Origin of the sequence: Streptomyces sp. NPDC018964, assembly GCF_044390325.1 — a bacterium.
In the GTDB taxonomy this organism is placed as follows: Bacteria; Actinomycetota; Actinomycetes; order Streptomycetales; family Streptomycetaceae; genus Streptomyces.
Window position 1 is genome coordinate 499463 of the sequence record NZ_JBIRYZ010000001.1, and the last position, 12501, is coordinate 511963.

Here is a 12501-nt window from a genome sequence, read left to right on the forward strand (position 1 = left end):
GCGATGGCCCATGACGGAGGCGTCGATCGACTACGCGGCGGTCTACCAGGCCCTGCCCGGCATGGTGGCGCTGCTGACCCCGGACCTGGTGTACGCGGACGTCAACGAGGCGTTCGTCAGCGGGACCGGGCGCCCCCGCGAGGCCGTGGTGGGCCGTTTCCTGTTCGACGTGTTCCCGGAGAACCCGAACGACCCGGGGGCCGTGGGCGCGCGGCAACTGCGCGCCTCGCTGCGGCGGGTCCTGTCCACGGGTGAGCGCGACACCATGCCGGTGCAGCGTTACGACGTGGAGAACCCGGAGCGTTCCGGGAAGTGGAGGAGCGCCACTGGAGTCCGGTGAACACCCCGGTGCTCGGCCCCGACGGGCGGGTCGTGCTGATCGTGCACCGGGTCGAGGAGGTCACCGAGCTGATCCGGGTCCGGGGCGGCGCGGGCGACGGCCGGGGGCGGATGCTGGAGACCGAGCTGTACGCGCGCGCCCGCGAGCTGCAGGAGCTCAACAACCGGCTGCGTCAGGCGCACGCCCGGGAACGCGAGGTGGCCCTGGCGCTGCAGGAGGCGATGCTGCCCGCCCGCCGGCAGGTCGGCCACCACCGGGCCGCCGTGCGTTACCGGCCCGCGGTGGGCGCGCTCAACGTCTGCGGGGACTGGTACGACCTGGTCGACCTGGTGGGCGGGAAGCGCATCGGCGTGTCCGTGGGCGACGTGGTCGGGCACGGGCTGGCGGCGGCCGGGGTGATGGGGCAGCTGCGCAGCGCGCTGAGCGCCGCCTCCCGGGTGGCGGACGGGCCCGCGCAGGCGCTGAACGTGGTGGGCCGCTACGCGCATGTGGTGGACGGCGCCGAGTCCGCGACCGCGGTGACGACCTTCATCGACTTCGACCGGCACACCATCACCTACAGCAGCGCCGGGCATCCGCCGCCCGTGCTGCTCCATCACGACGGACGCGTGGAATTCCTCGACCGGGCCACCGACCCGCCGCTCGACGCCCAGCCGGACCCGACGCCCCGGCCGGAGGCGGCGACCGGGTTCGAGCCGGGGGCGACCCTGGTGCTCTACACCGACGGGCTGATCGAACGGCGCCGGGAGGACATCGACACGGGGCTGCTGCGACTCGCCGGGGCCCTGCGCCGGCACCGGGCGCAGGATCCCGAGACGCTCGCGGACAACGTGCTGCTGGAGCTGCTGCCGCCGGGCGGCGCCACCGACGACACGGCGCTGGTCGTCGTACGGCTGTGACCGGTGGGTCCGGGGCGGGTCAGGAGCCGGCGCGCTCCCGGTCGAGGAGTTCCGTGCGTTCCACGTTGCCCCGGTCCTCCGGGTCGTCGCTGGGCGCGCCGGCGAACCAGGCGTCGAGGATCTCCGTCAGCAGCGGCCCGGACGTCAGCCGCAGACTGAGCGCCAGCACGTTGGCGTCGTTCCAGCGGCGCGCGCCGTCCGCCGTGTAGGCGTCGGTGCACAGGGCGGCCCGGACACCGGGCACCTTGTTCGCGGCGATCGAGGCACCGGTGCCGGTCCAGCAGCACACCACCGCCTGGTCGGCCGTGCCGACGGCGACCTCGCGGGCCGCCGCCTCGGAGCAGACGGCCCACCGCGGGTCGTCCCCGGGGTTCAGGGCGCCGTGCGCGCGCACCTCGTGGCCGCGCTCGCGGAGCTCGGTGAGGAGGGCGCGGGCCACGGGTTCGTCCATGTCGGAGGAGACGGAGATCCGCATGCGTCCGAGCCTACTCCCCCGCGGTGCGCCCCTGACGGGCTCTCAACACCCCGGCCCGGCGCGTTCCGTCGCGTCGGACGTGGTGTCGGGCCGGGGCGCCCGGACCTAGACTGGCACCCCACGACGTGCCGGACGGCCCGCCGGGGCGCGGTGGCACCGCCCGTCCGCCGGAGTCGAGGAGCGTGTCCTTGTTCTACCACCTGCTCAAGTACGTGCTGCTGGGCCCGCTGCTGCGTCTGCTCTTCCGGCCGCGCATAGAGGGCCTCGAGCACGTGCCGTCGTCCGGCGCCGCCATCGTCGCGGGGAACCACCTGTCGTTCTCGGACCACTTCCTGATGCCGGCCGTGCTCAAGCGGCGCATCACCTTCCTCGCCAAGGCCGAGTACTTCACCGGTCCCGGCCTGAAGGGCCGGCTGACGGCGTTCTTCTTCCACAGCGCGGGACAGATCCCCGTCGACCGCTCCGGCAAGGAGGCCGGGCAGGCCGCCATCCGGGAGGGCCTCGGCGTACTGGACAAGGGGGAACTGCTCGGCATCTACCCGGAGGGCACGCGCTCGCACGACGGCCGCCTCTACAAGGGCAAGGTCGGCGTCGCGGTGATGGCCCTCAAGGCGGGCGTCCCGGTGATCCCCTGCGCGATGATCGGCACCTTCGAGGCCCAGCCGCCCGGAAGGAAGATCCCCCGCATCCACCCGGTGGTGATCCGCTTCGGCGAGCCGCTGGACTTCTCGCGCTACGCGGGGATGGAGAACCAGAAGGCGGTCCTGCGCGCCGTCACCGACGAGATCATGTACGCCATCCTCACCCTGTCCGAGCAGGAGTACGTCGACCAGTACGCGGCCGTCGCCAAGGCGGAGGACGCGACGCGCGAGGCGGAGACCGGGCGCCGCTTCCCGCGCACGCCGCTGAGCTGATCCTGCCGCGCACACGGGGGCGGGGGCTACGGCTCCGGCGTGGCGTGCGGTGCGCAGGTCGCGTCGGACCGGCCCGCCTCGCCGGTGAGCAGGCGGGTGTCCACCCGGTCGTCGACACAGGGGGCGACCGGCCGGGCCGTCAGCCGCCGTCTTCGGCCGGGCGCATCGTCGTCAGTGCCCGCAGGCCGTCGACCAGCGTCCGTTCGGAGATTTCACCGAAGAGGGCCGTCTGGACGGCGAAGCCCTGCACGAGCGCGATCAACGCCCGCGCCATGGCGTCGGCGTCGGCGTCGGCGTCCACCAGACCGGCGTCCTTGTAGCTCTCCACCATCCGCCCCCAGGCCGCGCGGGCGTGCCGGTACCCCTCCCCCAGCACGGCCGCCAGTTCGGGACTGCGCGTGCTCTCGCTCCACACCTGGATCATCAGCCGCGGGAACATCCACTCACCGTCGCCCGACATCATCGGCCGCCGCTCCCGCATCTGGGCCAGGGCGCGCGGAACGAGGATCTCGGGGGTCGGCGGCGGGCTCTCCAGGGCTGCCCCGTGGAAGATACCGCGCACCGTGTCGAGCACTTCGGTCGCGATCGCGGCGATCAGCTCGTCCTTCCCGCGGAAGTACCGATAGACGGCGCCCGCGGAGAGGTCCGCCTCCTTGAGGACGTCCTGCATCGAGGTGGCGTGGAAGCCGTTGCGGGCGAAGCAGGACGCGGCGCCGTCGAGGATCTGGCGGCGGCGGGCGTCGAGGTGTTCCTGGGATACGCGGGCCATGGCCGCAATCTAAAACGAACATTCCTTCTTGACAAGGAGCGGGTGGAGCGGGACGGTGACGGTAACGAAAAACGAACGATCCTTCTTTTTACCGTGGGAGTCGTCATGTCCCCCTCCTCACTGTCGTCACACCGCCGCGTCGTCGCCGTGACACTGCTGGTCCCCGCCCTGGTGGCGCTGGCGCTCTGGGCCTTCGCCTGGCCCGCGGCCCGTACGGCGCCCCGCGACCTGCCGCTCGGCGTCGCCGGCCCCACCGCGGCGACCGCACCGGTGGAGCAGCGGCTGGGGAGCCGGGAGGGCGCCTTCGACCTCCGCCACTACGCCGACGAGGCCGCCGCCCGGGAAGCGGTCGAGGACCGCGAGGTGTACGGCGCGGTCGTCGTCACCGCGCGGGGGCCGAAACTGCTCACCGCGTCCGCCGCGAGCCCGGTCGTGGCCCAGTTGCTGCAGCAGGCGGTGACCTCCCACGCCTCCGCCCCGGGCGGCCGGGTCGCCACCGTGGACGTGGTGCCCGCCCCCGAGGGGGATCCGCGCGGCGCGGTCCTGAACACGAGCGTGCTGCCGCTGGCCCTGGCCGGGATCGGCGCCGGCACCGCGGTGACGCTGCTGGGGCTGCGCGGTGCCCGCGCGGTGGCCGCGCTGGCCGGGTCCGCCGCCCTGGTCGGCGCGGTGGCCACGGTGCTGGCGCACAGCTGGCTGGACGCCGTTCCGGGGAACCGGTGGACCGTGGCCGGCACGTTCGCGCTGGCCGCACTGGCCATGGGCGCGGCGGTCGCCGGACTCTCCGCGCTGCTCGGACGGGCCGGCATCGCGCTCGGCGGCCTTGTGATCATGCTGCTCGGCAACCCCTTCTCGGGGGCGTCCTCGGCGCCGGAGATGCTGCCCGAGCCGGCCGGGGCTATCGGCCAGTGGCTGCCGCCGGGAGCGGGCGTGTCGCTGCTGCGCTCGGTGTCCTTCTTCGACGGCGCGGCGGCGGCCGGCCCCGCCCTGACGCTGACCTGGTGGGCGGCGCTGGGCCTGGGCGCCGTACTCCTCGGCCGTGCGCCGAAGGAGCGCGCGGGGAACGCGGAGCCCGCCGTCGAGCCGGAGCCGGCCCCCGCCGGCTGACCGGCCCCACGAGGGCCGTCCTCCGGCCGTACGGAACGACCGCGCATCCCACGCCGTGACGGACGGGGTGCGCGGTTCCGTCGTGAGGGCCTACGACGTGGCCGTCCCCCGGTGCTCCGCCGCGATGCCGAAGCGCTGCCGTTCGCGAGGAGCGGACGCGACCTCGCGGACACCGGCCACCGTGCTGATCACCTGCTCCTCGGCGGACTCCGGCGCCTCCCCGAGTTCTTCGAGTCGTCGCAGGTCATCGGCGGACACGAGGGCGACCAGGGGCTTTCCGTGCCGGGTCACGACGACGTGCTCACCGCCATACACCACACGGTTGATGAGGTCGGCGAGCTCAGCCCTGGCTCGGGTGACCGGAATCTCGTAGGCCATGACCCCATCATAACGTCACGTACGTCCTGTACATTTTTTACAGAGGCGACCAGACAGGAGGAGCTCTCATGACCCGACCGTCCGCCCGTCACGTCCTGCCCGGGCTCACCGAACGCACGGCAGCCGGGAGCCGGACGACGGATCCCTACTCGAAGCTGCTCGAGGAGCGGATCGTCATCCTCGGGACACGGATCGACGAGACCTCCGCCAACGACGTGATGGCGCAGATCATGTACCTGGAGCACCACTCTCCCGACCGGGACATCTCGCTCTACGTCAACTCCCCCGGCGGCTCCTTTCACGCGATGTCGGCGATCTACGACACGCTGCGCTACGTCACCTGCGACGTGGAGACGGTCTGCCTGGGCCGGGCGGAGGGCGCCGCCGCGCTGCTGCCGGCCGCCGGCACCCCGGGCAAGCGACTGCTGCTGCCCGGTTCCCGTCTGGTGCTCCGCGAGCCCTCCCTCCCGGAGCCGGTCGAGGGGCAGGCCGGCGATCTGGCGATCCAGGCGGAGGAGTTGGCCCGCGTCCGGTCGCGGATGGAGGAGATCCTGGTCCGGCACACGGGCCGCACCCCGGAACAGGTCAGGGCGGACGTCGAGCGGGACAAGGTCCTCGACGCGCGGGCGGCGGTGGAGTACGGCCTGGCGGACCGGATCGTGCCCGGCCACAGGAGCGCGCCTTCCGCTCCCGGCCCGAGGTGAGCCGCGGATGCTGCCACCGGAGCTGCCGCCGCTGCCCGCGCTGACCCGCGCGGAGGCCGAGTTGATCGACCGTTACCTCGAGGCCGTCGACCTGCTCGGCCGGGTCAACCCGGCCCTGGGCGGTGACACCTATCGCGGACTGCGCGCCGCTCAGGCACTGGTCGGCAAGGCCGTCGCGCTGCGCGACGCGCTGGCCCTGATGCACCAGCGCGGCGAGAGCGAACTGCACTCCGGCACGCTGGCCCGGGCCCTGCGGGTGCTGGACGGCGAGCGGCGCACGGCCCGGGTCACCCTGCCGCCGGACCCCGGCAGTTGACGTCCGCGGACCCCCGGACTGCGGCCCCGGTGGACAGTGCGCCCTTGCCGGGGTTGAAACGGACCAAACGGCGTACCCCCGTCCGGCGTAGACGAACCTGCTGTTTTCGGGCCTTCGAAGTTGCGCAGCGCGCGTACCGCACGACCGGAACGGCGCTTTTCACCCCTGGTCCGGGGCTCCCCGGACGCCCGGCGGGGACCAGGACGGAGAAGTGTCCACCCGATCGGATGAGTGGTGAGTAACAACACAAACCCCACGTTCCGTTGGGATTTCGACCGCGTCATGAGCCAAGATCCCTGACTGACGACAAGACCCCGCCGCCGCGGCGGGGCGATCCGGGCGGACGCCGAGTCCTGCCGCCGCCCGGATGACCGGTCGACAGGAGTGGATCGGCAGGAGTGGAGGACCCAAGCACGACGGGCCGCCGGGACGTCAGTTCCGAGCAGCCCTTGGGGTGAAGCCGCACGCGTGCGGCCGGGCCACTTCGCCAGCCCGAATCCGACAGGTCATCCTTCACAGGCGGCTGACGAAGGGTTGCGCATGACTGCGCTCAATCGTGTCCCGTCTCTCATGGCCCGGGCCGGCACGGCCTCGGCCCTCACCCTGGCCGCGGTGGGCGGCTCCATCGTGGTCCCCGGAGCCGCCTCGGAGGCGGCCGCCGCGAGCCCGGCCACCAAGGCGCTGCGCATCGCCGCCTCCAAGCAGGGCTCGCCCTACAAGTGGGGCGCCACGGGGCCGTACAGGTTCGACTGCTCGGGTCTGACGCTGTATTCGTTCAAGAAGGCGGGCAAGAAGCTGCCGCGCACCGCCGCCCAGCAGTACAACAAGACGCGCCACATCTCCGCCGGGAGCCGCAGGGCGGGGGACCTGGTGTTCTTCCATTCGGGTGGCTACGTCTACCACGTCGGCATCTACGCGGGTAAGGGCAAGATCTGGCACGCCCCGAAGACCGGGGACGTGGTGCGCCTGCAGAAGATCTGGACCCGCAGCGTCTGGTACGGCCGGGTGAAGTGACCGCGGGGACGGGGGCGGCGGCCCGCCGCGCCGCCGCTCCCGCCTCCTTCGGCCGAGGCGGCTCCTACTGCTCCTGCTGTCCAGCCGCCGTGGCCGCTTCGGCGGCCCGGGCGGTCCACGGCAGTTCGACCGACACGGTCTTGCCGCCCTCACGCGTGGGGCGCACTCTGAGCCTGCCGCCGCGTTCCGCGGTCAGCCAGCGGATGATGACCAGCCCGCGGCCGTTGTCCTGCTGGACCGCCGCGGGCAGCCGCTTGGGGAGCCGCGGGTGGCTGTCCGTGACACCGATGTGCAATCGTTCGTCCTGGACCAGGACGACGTCCACGGTGAACGTGGGCGACTGCCCGAACGTGTGCTGCACGGCGTTGGTGGCGAGTTCGGAGACGATCAGCCGGACCGTTTCGCACAGTTCCGTGTCCGCCGGCACGCCCCATTCCTCCAGTGCGCCCACCACATGGGCGCGGGCGGCCGAGACCGAGGCGGGATCGCTCGGCAGAGTGACGGATGCTTCCAGATGGTCTGCCATGGCGACGTCGTCCCTTTCCCACGGGACCGGGGTCCGACACGGAGCGGATGGTTCGAGTACGGTCCCGCACTGGTGCTTCACCGCCAGACTGCCATCACCGCGCGGCGCAGGACGGCGATCCGCCAAGATGTGCATATATCTGTCGCCCGAAGCGGTGAACTCTGCGACGGGAGACCGTATCCGGGCGACTCGGAAGGAGTAAGGAGTAGCCCATGCAGCACGGTCCCGCGGTGCGCCGCCGGAAACTGGGCGCCGAACTGCGCGCGCTGCGCACCTCGGCGGGACTCACCAGCGGCGAGGCGGCCCGCCTCGCGGGCTGGCACCAGTCGAAGGTGAGCCGGATCGAGACGGGCACGAGCGGGGTGAAACCGCCCGACGTGCGGTTACTGCTCGACGTCTACGGCGTGACCGACCCGCAGTTGCGGGAGTTGCTGCTGGTGCTGTCGGGCTCCGGCGACGGGGACGGACGGCACCACTGGTGGCACGCCTACCGCGGTGTACTGCCGCCGACCTACCGGGACTTCATCAGTCTGGAGTCGCAGGCGAGCACGATGCGCACCCTGGAGACCACGGTGATCCCGGGACTGCTGCAGACGCCGGAGTACGCGCGCGCGGTGACGGAGGCGGCCCTGGAGGACGCGTCGGAGGAGCGGCTGGACGCGCTGGTGGAGGTGCGGCTGGCCCGGCAGGACGTGCTGCGGGCGACGCCGCCGCTGGAACTGAGCGCGGTCCTGGACGAGGCGGTGCTGCGCCGGGAGGTCGGCGGCCCCGGCGTGATGGCCCGACAGCTGAACCGGCTGGTCGAGGCGGCCCTCCTCCCCCAAGTGCGCTTGCAGGTCCTGCCGTTCGGCGCCGGCGCCCACATCGGCATGACCGGTCCTTTCGTAATCTTTTCATTTTCGCGCACTTCTGATCTGGACGTGGTTGTTCTCGACCACTTGACGAGTAGCCTCCATCTGGAGCGGAAAGAAGACCTCCGGGTGTACTCGGAGGCCTTCGACGCCCTCTCGATCCACGCCCTTTCACCCGAGGACTCGTTGGATTTCATCGCCGGCGCAGCCGCCGGCGCGTAAGGAGGCACGATGCCCGTACCGCCTCGGACCATCCCTTCCGGCCTCGTACCGCACGATGTGAGGTGGCTGCGCAGCAGCTACAGCACGGGGGCGAACAACTGTGTGGAGACGGCCCGTCCGGCCGCCGGCCCCCTGGCCGGACTGCTCGCCGTACGCGACTCCAAGGCCCCGGACGGGCCCGCGCTGCTCTTCTCCCCCGCCAGCTGGACGGAGTTCGTGACCGCGGTCGGCTGACGAGCCGACCGGTCAGCCCGTCGTCGGGCGACGCACGGCCGTGTCCCGCCGACTCATGGCCGCGTCTCGCCGATCACCCGTACAGCGCGTTCGATCTCCGCCCCGGACAGGTCCGCGCGGGCGGTCAGTCTGAGCCGTGAAACGCCGTCGGGCACGGAAGGAGGACGGAAGCAGCCCACGGACAGGCCGGCCGCCCGGCAGTCGGCCGCCCATCGCACGGCCCGCTCCGGGGAAGGAGCACGCACGGAGACGACCGCGGCGTCCGGACGCACCGCTTCCAGACCCGCGGCCGTCAGCCGGTCGTGCAGTTCCCGCGCCACCTCGCCCGCCCGTGCCGCGCGCCCGGGTTCGCGGCGCAGCAGCCGCAGGGCCGCCAGGGCCGCGCCCGCGGCGGCGGGGGCGAGTCCCGTGTCGAAGATGAACGTGCGGGCCGCGTTGACCAGGTGTTCGACCACCCGGGCCGGGCCGAGCACCGCTCCGCCCTGGCTGCCGAGCGACTTGGACAGCGTCACCGTCACGACGACGTCGCCGGCGCCCGCCAGCCCCGCCGCGTGCGGGGCCCCGCGCCCGCCGTCACCGAGCACGCCGAGACCGTGCGCGTCGTCGAGCACCAGACCCGCGCCGTGCTCCCGGCACGCCGCGGCGAGCCCGGTGAGCGGGGCGGCGTCGCCGTCCACCGAGAACACCGTGTCGGACACCGCGACCGCGGGTCCGTCGTGCCCGTCCAGCGCCTTGCGCACGGCGTCGGGATCGGAGTGCGCCACGACCTGTGTCGTACCGCGGGCCAGCCGGCAACCGTCGATCAGCGAGGCGTGGTTGCCCGCGTCGGAGACGATCCTGGAGCCGTGCGGGGCCAGCGCGGTGACGGCGGCGAGGTTGGCCGCGTAACCGGAGGAGAAGACCAGGGCCGCCTCGAAGCCGCAGAAGGCGGCCAGTTCGCGTTCCAGTTCGGTGTGGAGGCCGGTGGTGCCGGTGACGAGCCGGGAGCCCGTCGCCCCGCCGCCCCAGGTCCGCGCGGCCCGCGCGGCGCCCTCGGTGACCTCCGGATGCCGGGCCAGGCCCAGGTAGTCGTTGCTCGCCAGATCGAGCAACGGCGTGTCGGCGGCCCGGGGACGCAGGGTGCGTACGAGTCCGGCCCGGCGGCGCAGTTCCGCCTGCTCGTCGATCCAGCCGAACGCCATGGGTCCTCCGGGTTTTTGTAGGCAGTGCACAGACATTAGCGGGAGGCCGGACGGACCACTGTGTGGTGATACCCACACATCGAAGTGCCCCTGTTGTACGAACCCACCTTGGCCCGGGCCGGTCGGGTAGGACAGGATCGGCTCCCATGGACCTGCTGAACACGCTGGTGGACAAGGGGCTTCGGCGCGAGACGCCGACCCGCGGGGAAGCTCTGGCCGTCCTCTCGACGTCCGACGACGACCTGCTCGATGTGGTGGCCGCGGCCGGGAAGGTGCGGCGGCACTGGTTCGGCCGACGGGTGAAGCTCAACTATCTCGTCAACCTCAAGTCCGGCCTGTGCCCGGAGGACTGCTCCTACTGTTCCCAGCGGCTCGGTTCCAAGGCCGACATCCTGAAGTACACCTGGCTCAAGCCGGACCAGGCGTCCCAGGCGGCCGCCGCCGGACTCGCGGGCGGCGCCAAACGGGTGTGCCTGGTGGCCAGCGGCCGGGGTCCGACCGACCGTGACGTGGACCGGGTCTCCGACACCATCAGGGCCATCAAGGAGCAGAACGAGGACGTCGAGGTGTGCGCCTGTCTCGGCCTGCTCTCCGACGGCCAGGCGGAGCGGCTGCGCGAGGCGGGCGCGGACGCCTACAACCACAACCTCAACACGTCCGAGTCGACGTACGGGGACATCACGACCACGCACACGTACGCCGACCGGGTGGACACCGTGCGGAAGGCGCACGCGGCCGGTCTGTCCGCCTGCTCCGGGCTGATCGCCGGCATGGGCGAGACCGACGAGGACCTGGTCGACGTGGTCTTCTCGCTGCGCGAGCTGGACCCGGACTCGGTGCCGGTCAACTTCCTGATCCCGTTCGAGGGGACGCCGCTCGCCGAGGAGTGGAACCTGACCCCGCAGCGGTGTCTGCGCATCCTGGCGATGGTGCGGTTCGTCTGCCCGGACGTCGAGGTGCGGATCGCCGGCGGCCGTGAGGTGCACCTGCGCACCATGCAGCCGCTCGCGCTGCACCTGGCCAACTCGATCTTCCTCGGCGACTACCTCACCAGCGAGGGCCAGGCCGGCAAGGCGGACCTGGAGATGATCGCGGACGCCGGGTTCGAGGTGGAGGGCGCCGGTGAGGTGACGCTGCCCGAGCACCGCGCGGGCGGCGGCTGCGGCTCCCACGAGGGCGGCGGAGGGTGCGGTCCGGCGGTCTCGCAGTCCCGCGGGGGCGCGGACGGGGAGCCACGTCCCGATCTGGTCGCCGTCCGCCGCCGGGGAGCCGGAACGGACCTCGCGCCCAATGCCTGAGCGGTCCGTCGCCGAACTGCTGGAGCTGGACCGGCGGCACGTCTGGCACCCGTACGGGCCCATGCCGGGCCGTCAGGAACCGCTCGTCGTGGAGTCGGCGAGCGGGGTGCGGCTGAGACTCGCCGACGGCTCGGGCGAACTGGTCGACGGGATGTCGTCCTGGTGGTCGGCGATCCACGGCTACAACCACCCGGTGCTCAACGAGGCCGCGCGCGGGCAGCTGGAGCGGATGAGCCACGTGATGTTCGGCGGGCTCACCCACGAGCCCGCCGTGCGGCTGGCGAAGCTCCTTGTCGACATGTCTCCGGAGGGTCTGGAGCACGTGTTCCTCGCCGACTCCGGATCGGTGTCGGTCGAGGTCGCGGTCAAGATGTGCCTGCAGTACTGGCGCTCGCTGGGCCGGCCGGAGAAGCGGCGGCTGCTGACCTGGCGGGGCGGCTACCACGGCGACACCTGGCAGCCGATGTCGGTGTGCGACCCCGAGGGCGGGATGCACGAGCTGTGGTCCGGGGTACTGCCGCGCCAGGTGTTCGCCGAGGCCCCGCCCGCGGAGTACGAGGAGCCCTACGCCCGCCATCTGCGGGAGACGGTCGAGCGGCACGCCGGCGAGCTGGCCGCGGTGATCGTGGAACCGGTGGTGCAGGGCGCGGGCGGGATGCGGTTCCACTCCCCCGCGTACCTGCGGGTGCTGCGCGAGGCGTGCGACGCGCACGGCGTGCTGCTGGTGTTCGACGAGATCGCGACCGGGTTCGGACGTACGGGCGCCCTGTTCGCGGCGGAGCACGCGGCGGTGACGCCGGATGTGATGTGTGTGGGCAAGGCGCTGACCGGCGGTTACCTGACCATGGCGGCGACGCTGTGCACCGCGCGGGTGGCCGAGGGCATCTCGCGCGGCGAGGTGCCGGTGCTGGCGCACGGTCCGACGTTCATGGGCAATCCGCTGGCGTCGGCCGTGGCCTGCGCCTCCGTCGAGCTGCTGCTCGGCCAGGACTGGCGCGCGGAGGTCGGGCGGATCGAGACGGGCCTGCGGGAGGGGCTGGCACCGGCGGCCGGACTGTCCGGGGTGCGGGACGTGCGGGTGCTCGGTGCCATCGGGGTCGTCCAGCTCGATCACGCCGTCGACCTGCGGGCGGCCACGGAGGCCGCCGTGCGCGAGGGCGTGTGGCTGCGGCCGTTCCGCGATCTGATCTACACCATGCCGCCGTACGTCACGGGTGACGCGGACGTGGCGCGCATCGCCCGCGCGGTGTGCGCGGCGGCGAAGGAGGGATGA

At 72.6% G+C, this 12501-nt stretch carries 14 protein-coding genes, 1 pseudogene and 1 riboswitch; of the genes and pseudogenes, 10 read left to right on the forward strand and 5 right to left on the reverse strand.

The genetic code is table 11. The features are described 5' to 3' along the window. The first annotated feature begins 10 nt into the window (after positions 1 to 10). Positions 11 to 1239: pseudogene (locus tag ACH5AO_RS02190) on the forward strand (PP2C family protein-serine/threonine phosphatase). 19 nt (positions 1240 to 1258) lie between these two features. On the opposite strand, the gene ACH5AO_RS02195 reads toward ACH5AO_RS02190, so the two are convergent. Next, positions 1259 to 1714, reverse strand: a complete 456-nt coding sequence (locus tag ACH5AO_RS02195) for an RpiB/LacA/LacB family sugar-phosphate isomerase (RefSeq protein ID WP_398920846.1) — start codon at positions 1712 to 1714, stop codon at positions 1259 to 1261. 188 nt (positions 1715 to 1902) lie between these two features. Between ACH5AO_RS02195 and ACH5AO_RS02200 the strand changes: the two genes are divergently transcribed. Further along, positions 1903 to 2628 carry a lysophospholipid acyltransferase family protein gene (locus ACH5AO_RS02200; RefSeq protein ID WP_398920848.1) on the forward strand — a complete coding sequence of 242 codons (726 nt, stop codon included), beginning with the start codon at positions 1903 to 1905 and terminating at the stop codon, positions 2626 to 2628. Positions 2629 to 2767: 139 nt separating this feature from the next. Here the strand turns inward: ACH5AO_RS02200 and ACH5AO_RS02205 are convergent, their stop codons facing one another. Beyond that, positions 2768 to 3397: a TetR/AcrR family transcriptional regulator gene (locus tag ACH5AO_RS02205; protein WP_398920851.1), complete on the reverse strand. Its 630-nt coding sequence runs from the start codon at positions 3395 to 3397 to the stop codon at positions 2768 to 2770. A gap of 105 nt (positions 3398 to 3502) precedes the next feature. On the opposite strand from ACH5AO_RS02205, the gene ACH5AO_RS02210 reads away from it, so the two are divergent. Further along, the gene (locus tag ACH5AO_RS02210; protein WP_398920853.1) at positions 3503 to 4504 is read left to right on the forward strand and encodes an ABC transporter permease; all 1002 of its coding nucleotides are present in this window, start codon (positions 3503 to 3505) and stop codon (positions 4502 to 4504) included. 90 nt (positions 4505 to 4594) lie between these two features. Here the strand turns inward: ACH5AO_RS02210 and ACH5AO_RS02215 are convergent, their stop codons facing one another. Next, a complete protein-coding gene (locus tag ACH5AO_RS02215) occupies positions 4595 to 4882 on the reverse strand; it encodes a type II toxin-antitoxin system Phd/YefM family antitoxin (RefSeq protein WP_398920855.1) in 288 nt (95 codons plus the stop codon). A gap of 68 nt (positions 4883 to 4950) precedes the next feature. Between ACH5AO_RS02215 and ACH5AO_RS02220 the strand changes: the two genes are divergently transcribed. From ACH5AO_RS02220 to ACH5AO_RS02230, 3 genes are all read left to right on the forward strand, one after another. Further along, a complete protein-coding gene (locus ACH5AO_RS02220) occupies positions 4951 to 5586 on the forward strand; it encodes an ATP-dependent Clp protease proteolytic subunit (RefSeq protein WP_398920857.1) in 636 nt (211 codons plus the stop codon). Positions 5587 to 5593: 7 nt separating this feature from the next. Next, positions 5594 to 5902, forward strand: a complete 309-nt coding sequence (locus ACH5AO_RS02225) for a hypothetical protein (RefSeq protein WP_398920859.1) — start codon at positions 5594 to 5596, stop codon at positions 5900 to 5902. Between the two features lie 334 nt (positions 5903 to 6236). Further along, a riboswitch (cyclic di-AMP (ydaO/yuaA leader) is annotated at positions 6237 to 6439 on the forward strand. A gap of 3 nt (positions 6440 to 6442) precedes the next feature. Further along, positions 6443 to 6916: a C40 family peptidase gene (locus tag ACH5AO_RS02230; protein WP_398920861.1), complete on the forward strand. Its 474-nt coding sequence runs from the start codon at positions 6443 to 6445 to the stop codon at positions 6914 to 6916. A 64-nt stretch (positions 6917 to 6980) separates the two neighbouring features. On the opposite strand, the gene ACH5AO_RS02235 is transcribed toward ACH5AO_RS02230, so the two are convergent. Then, positions 6981 to 7442: an ATP-binding protein gene (locus ACH5AO_RS02235; protein ID WP_398920863.1), complete on the reverse strand. Its 462-nt coding sequence runs from the start codon at positions 7440 to 7442 to the stop codon at positions 6981 to 6983. A 212-nt stretch (positions 7443 to 7654) separates the two neighbouring features. Here ACH5AO_RS02235 and ACH5AO_RS02240 point away from each other — a divergent pair, with 212 nt between their 5' ends. Then, positions 7655 to 8515, forward strand: a complete 861-nt coding sequence (locus ACH5AO_RS02240; RefSeq protein ID WP_398920865.1) for a helix-turn-helix domain-containing protein — start codon at positions 7655 to 7657, stop codon at positions 8513 to 8515. Between the two features lie 9 nt (positions 8516 to 8524). Next, positions 8525 to 8749 carry a DUF397 domain-containing protein gene (locus ACH5AO_RS02245; RefSeq protein ID WP_398920867.1) on the forward strand — a complete coding sequence of 75 codons (225 nt, stop codon included), beginning with the start codon at positions 8525 to 8527 and terminating at the stop codon, positions 8747 to 8749. Between the two features lie 53 nt (positions 8750 to 8802). Here ACH5AO_RS02245 and ACH5AO_RS02250 read toward each other — a convergent pair whose 3' ends face one another. Then, positions 8803 to 9930 carry an 8-amino-7-oxononanoate synthase gene (locus ACH5AO_RS02250; protein ID WP_398920869.1) on the reverse strand — a complete coding sequence of 376 codons (1128 nt, stop codon included), beginning with the start codon at positions 9928 to 9930 and terminating at the stop codon, positions 8803 to 8805. 146 nt (positions 9931 to 10076) lie between these two features. On the opposite strand from ACH5AO_RS02250, the gene bioB reads away from it, so the two are divergent. Then, positions 10077 to 11228, forward strand: coding sequence for a biotin synthase BioB (gene bioB / locus ACH5AO_RS02255; protein ID WP_398920871.1), 1152 nt, complete (start codon positions 10077 to 10079; stop codon positions 11226 to 11228). After that, positions 11221 to 12501, forward strand: coding sequence for an adenosylmethionine--8-amino-7-oxononanoate transaminase (locus tag ACH5AO_RS02260; RefSeq protein WP_398920873.1), 1281 nt, complete (start codon positions 11221 to 11223; stop codon positions 12499 to 12501). The genes bioB and ACH5AO_RS02260 overlap by 8 nt, the downstream gene beginning before the upstream one ends.

Excerpts from the sequence above, each read along its gene's own strand:
- ACH5AO_RS02235 (WP_398920863.1), bottom strand. The coding sequence starts at position 7,442 with ATGGCAGACCATCTGGAAGCATCCGTCACTCTGCCGAGCGATCCCGCC.
- bioB (WP_398920871.1), top strand. The coding sequence starts at position 10,077 with ATGGACCTGCTGAACACGCTGGTGGACAAGGGGCTTCGGCGCGAGACG.
- ACH5AO_RS02250 (WP_398920869.1), bottom strand. The coding sequence starts at position 9,930 with ATGGCGTTCGGCTGGATCGACGAGCAGGCGGAACTGCGCCGCCGGGCC.
- ACH5AO_RS02210 (WP_398920853.1), top strand. The coding sequence starts at position 3,503 with ATGTCCCCCTCCTCACTGTCGTCACACCGCCGCGTCGTCGCCGTGACA.
- ACH5AO_RS02195 (WP_398920846.1), bottom strand. The coding sequence starts at position 1,714 with ATGCGGATCTCCGTCTCCTCCGACATGGACGAACCCGTGGCCCGCGCC.
- ACH5AO_RS02215 (WP_398920855.1), bottom strand. The coding sequence starts at position 4,882 with ATGGCCTACGAGATTCCGGTCACCCGAGCCAGGGCTGAGCTCGCCGAC.
- ACH5AO_RS02205 (WP_398920851.1), bottom strand. The coding sequence starts at position 3,397 with ATGGCCCGCGTATCCCAGGAACACCTCGACGCCCGCCGCCGCCAGATC.
- ACH5AO_RS02240 (WP_398920865.1), top strand. The coding sequence starts at position 7,655 with ATGCAGCACGGTCCCGCGGTGCGCCGCCGGAAACTGGGCGCCGAACTG.
- ACH5AO_RS02220 (WP_398920857.1), top strand. The coding sequence starts at position 4,951 with ATGACCCGACCGTCCGCCCGTCACGTCCTGCCCGGGCTCACCGAACGC.
- ACH5AO_RS02225 (WP_398920859.1), top strand. The coding sequence starts at position 5,594 with ATGCTGCCACCGGAGCTGCCGCCGCTGCCCGCGCTGACCCGCGCGGAG.
- ACH5AO_RS02245 (WP_398920867.1), top strand. The coding sequence starts at position 8,525 with ATGCCCGTACCGCCTCGGACCATCCCTTCCGGCCTCGTACCGCACGAT.
- ACH5AO_RS02230 (WP_398920861.1), top strand. The coding sequence starts at position 6,443 with ATGACTGCGCTCAATCGTGTCCCGTCTCTCATGGCCCGGGCCGGCACG.
- ACH5AO_RS02260 (WP_398920873.1), top strand. The coding sequence starts at position 11,221 with ATGCCTGAGCGGTCCGTCGCCGAACTGCTGGAGCTGGACCGGCGGCAC.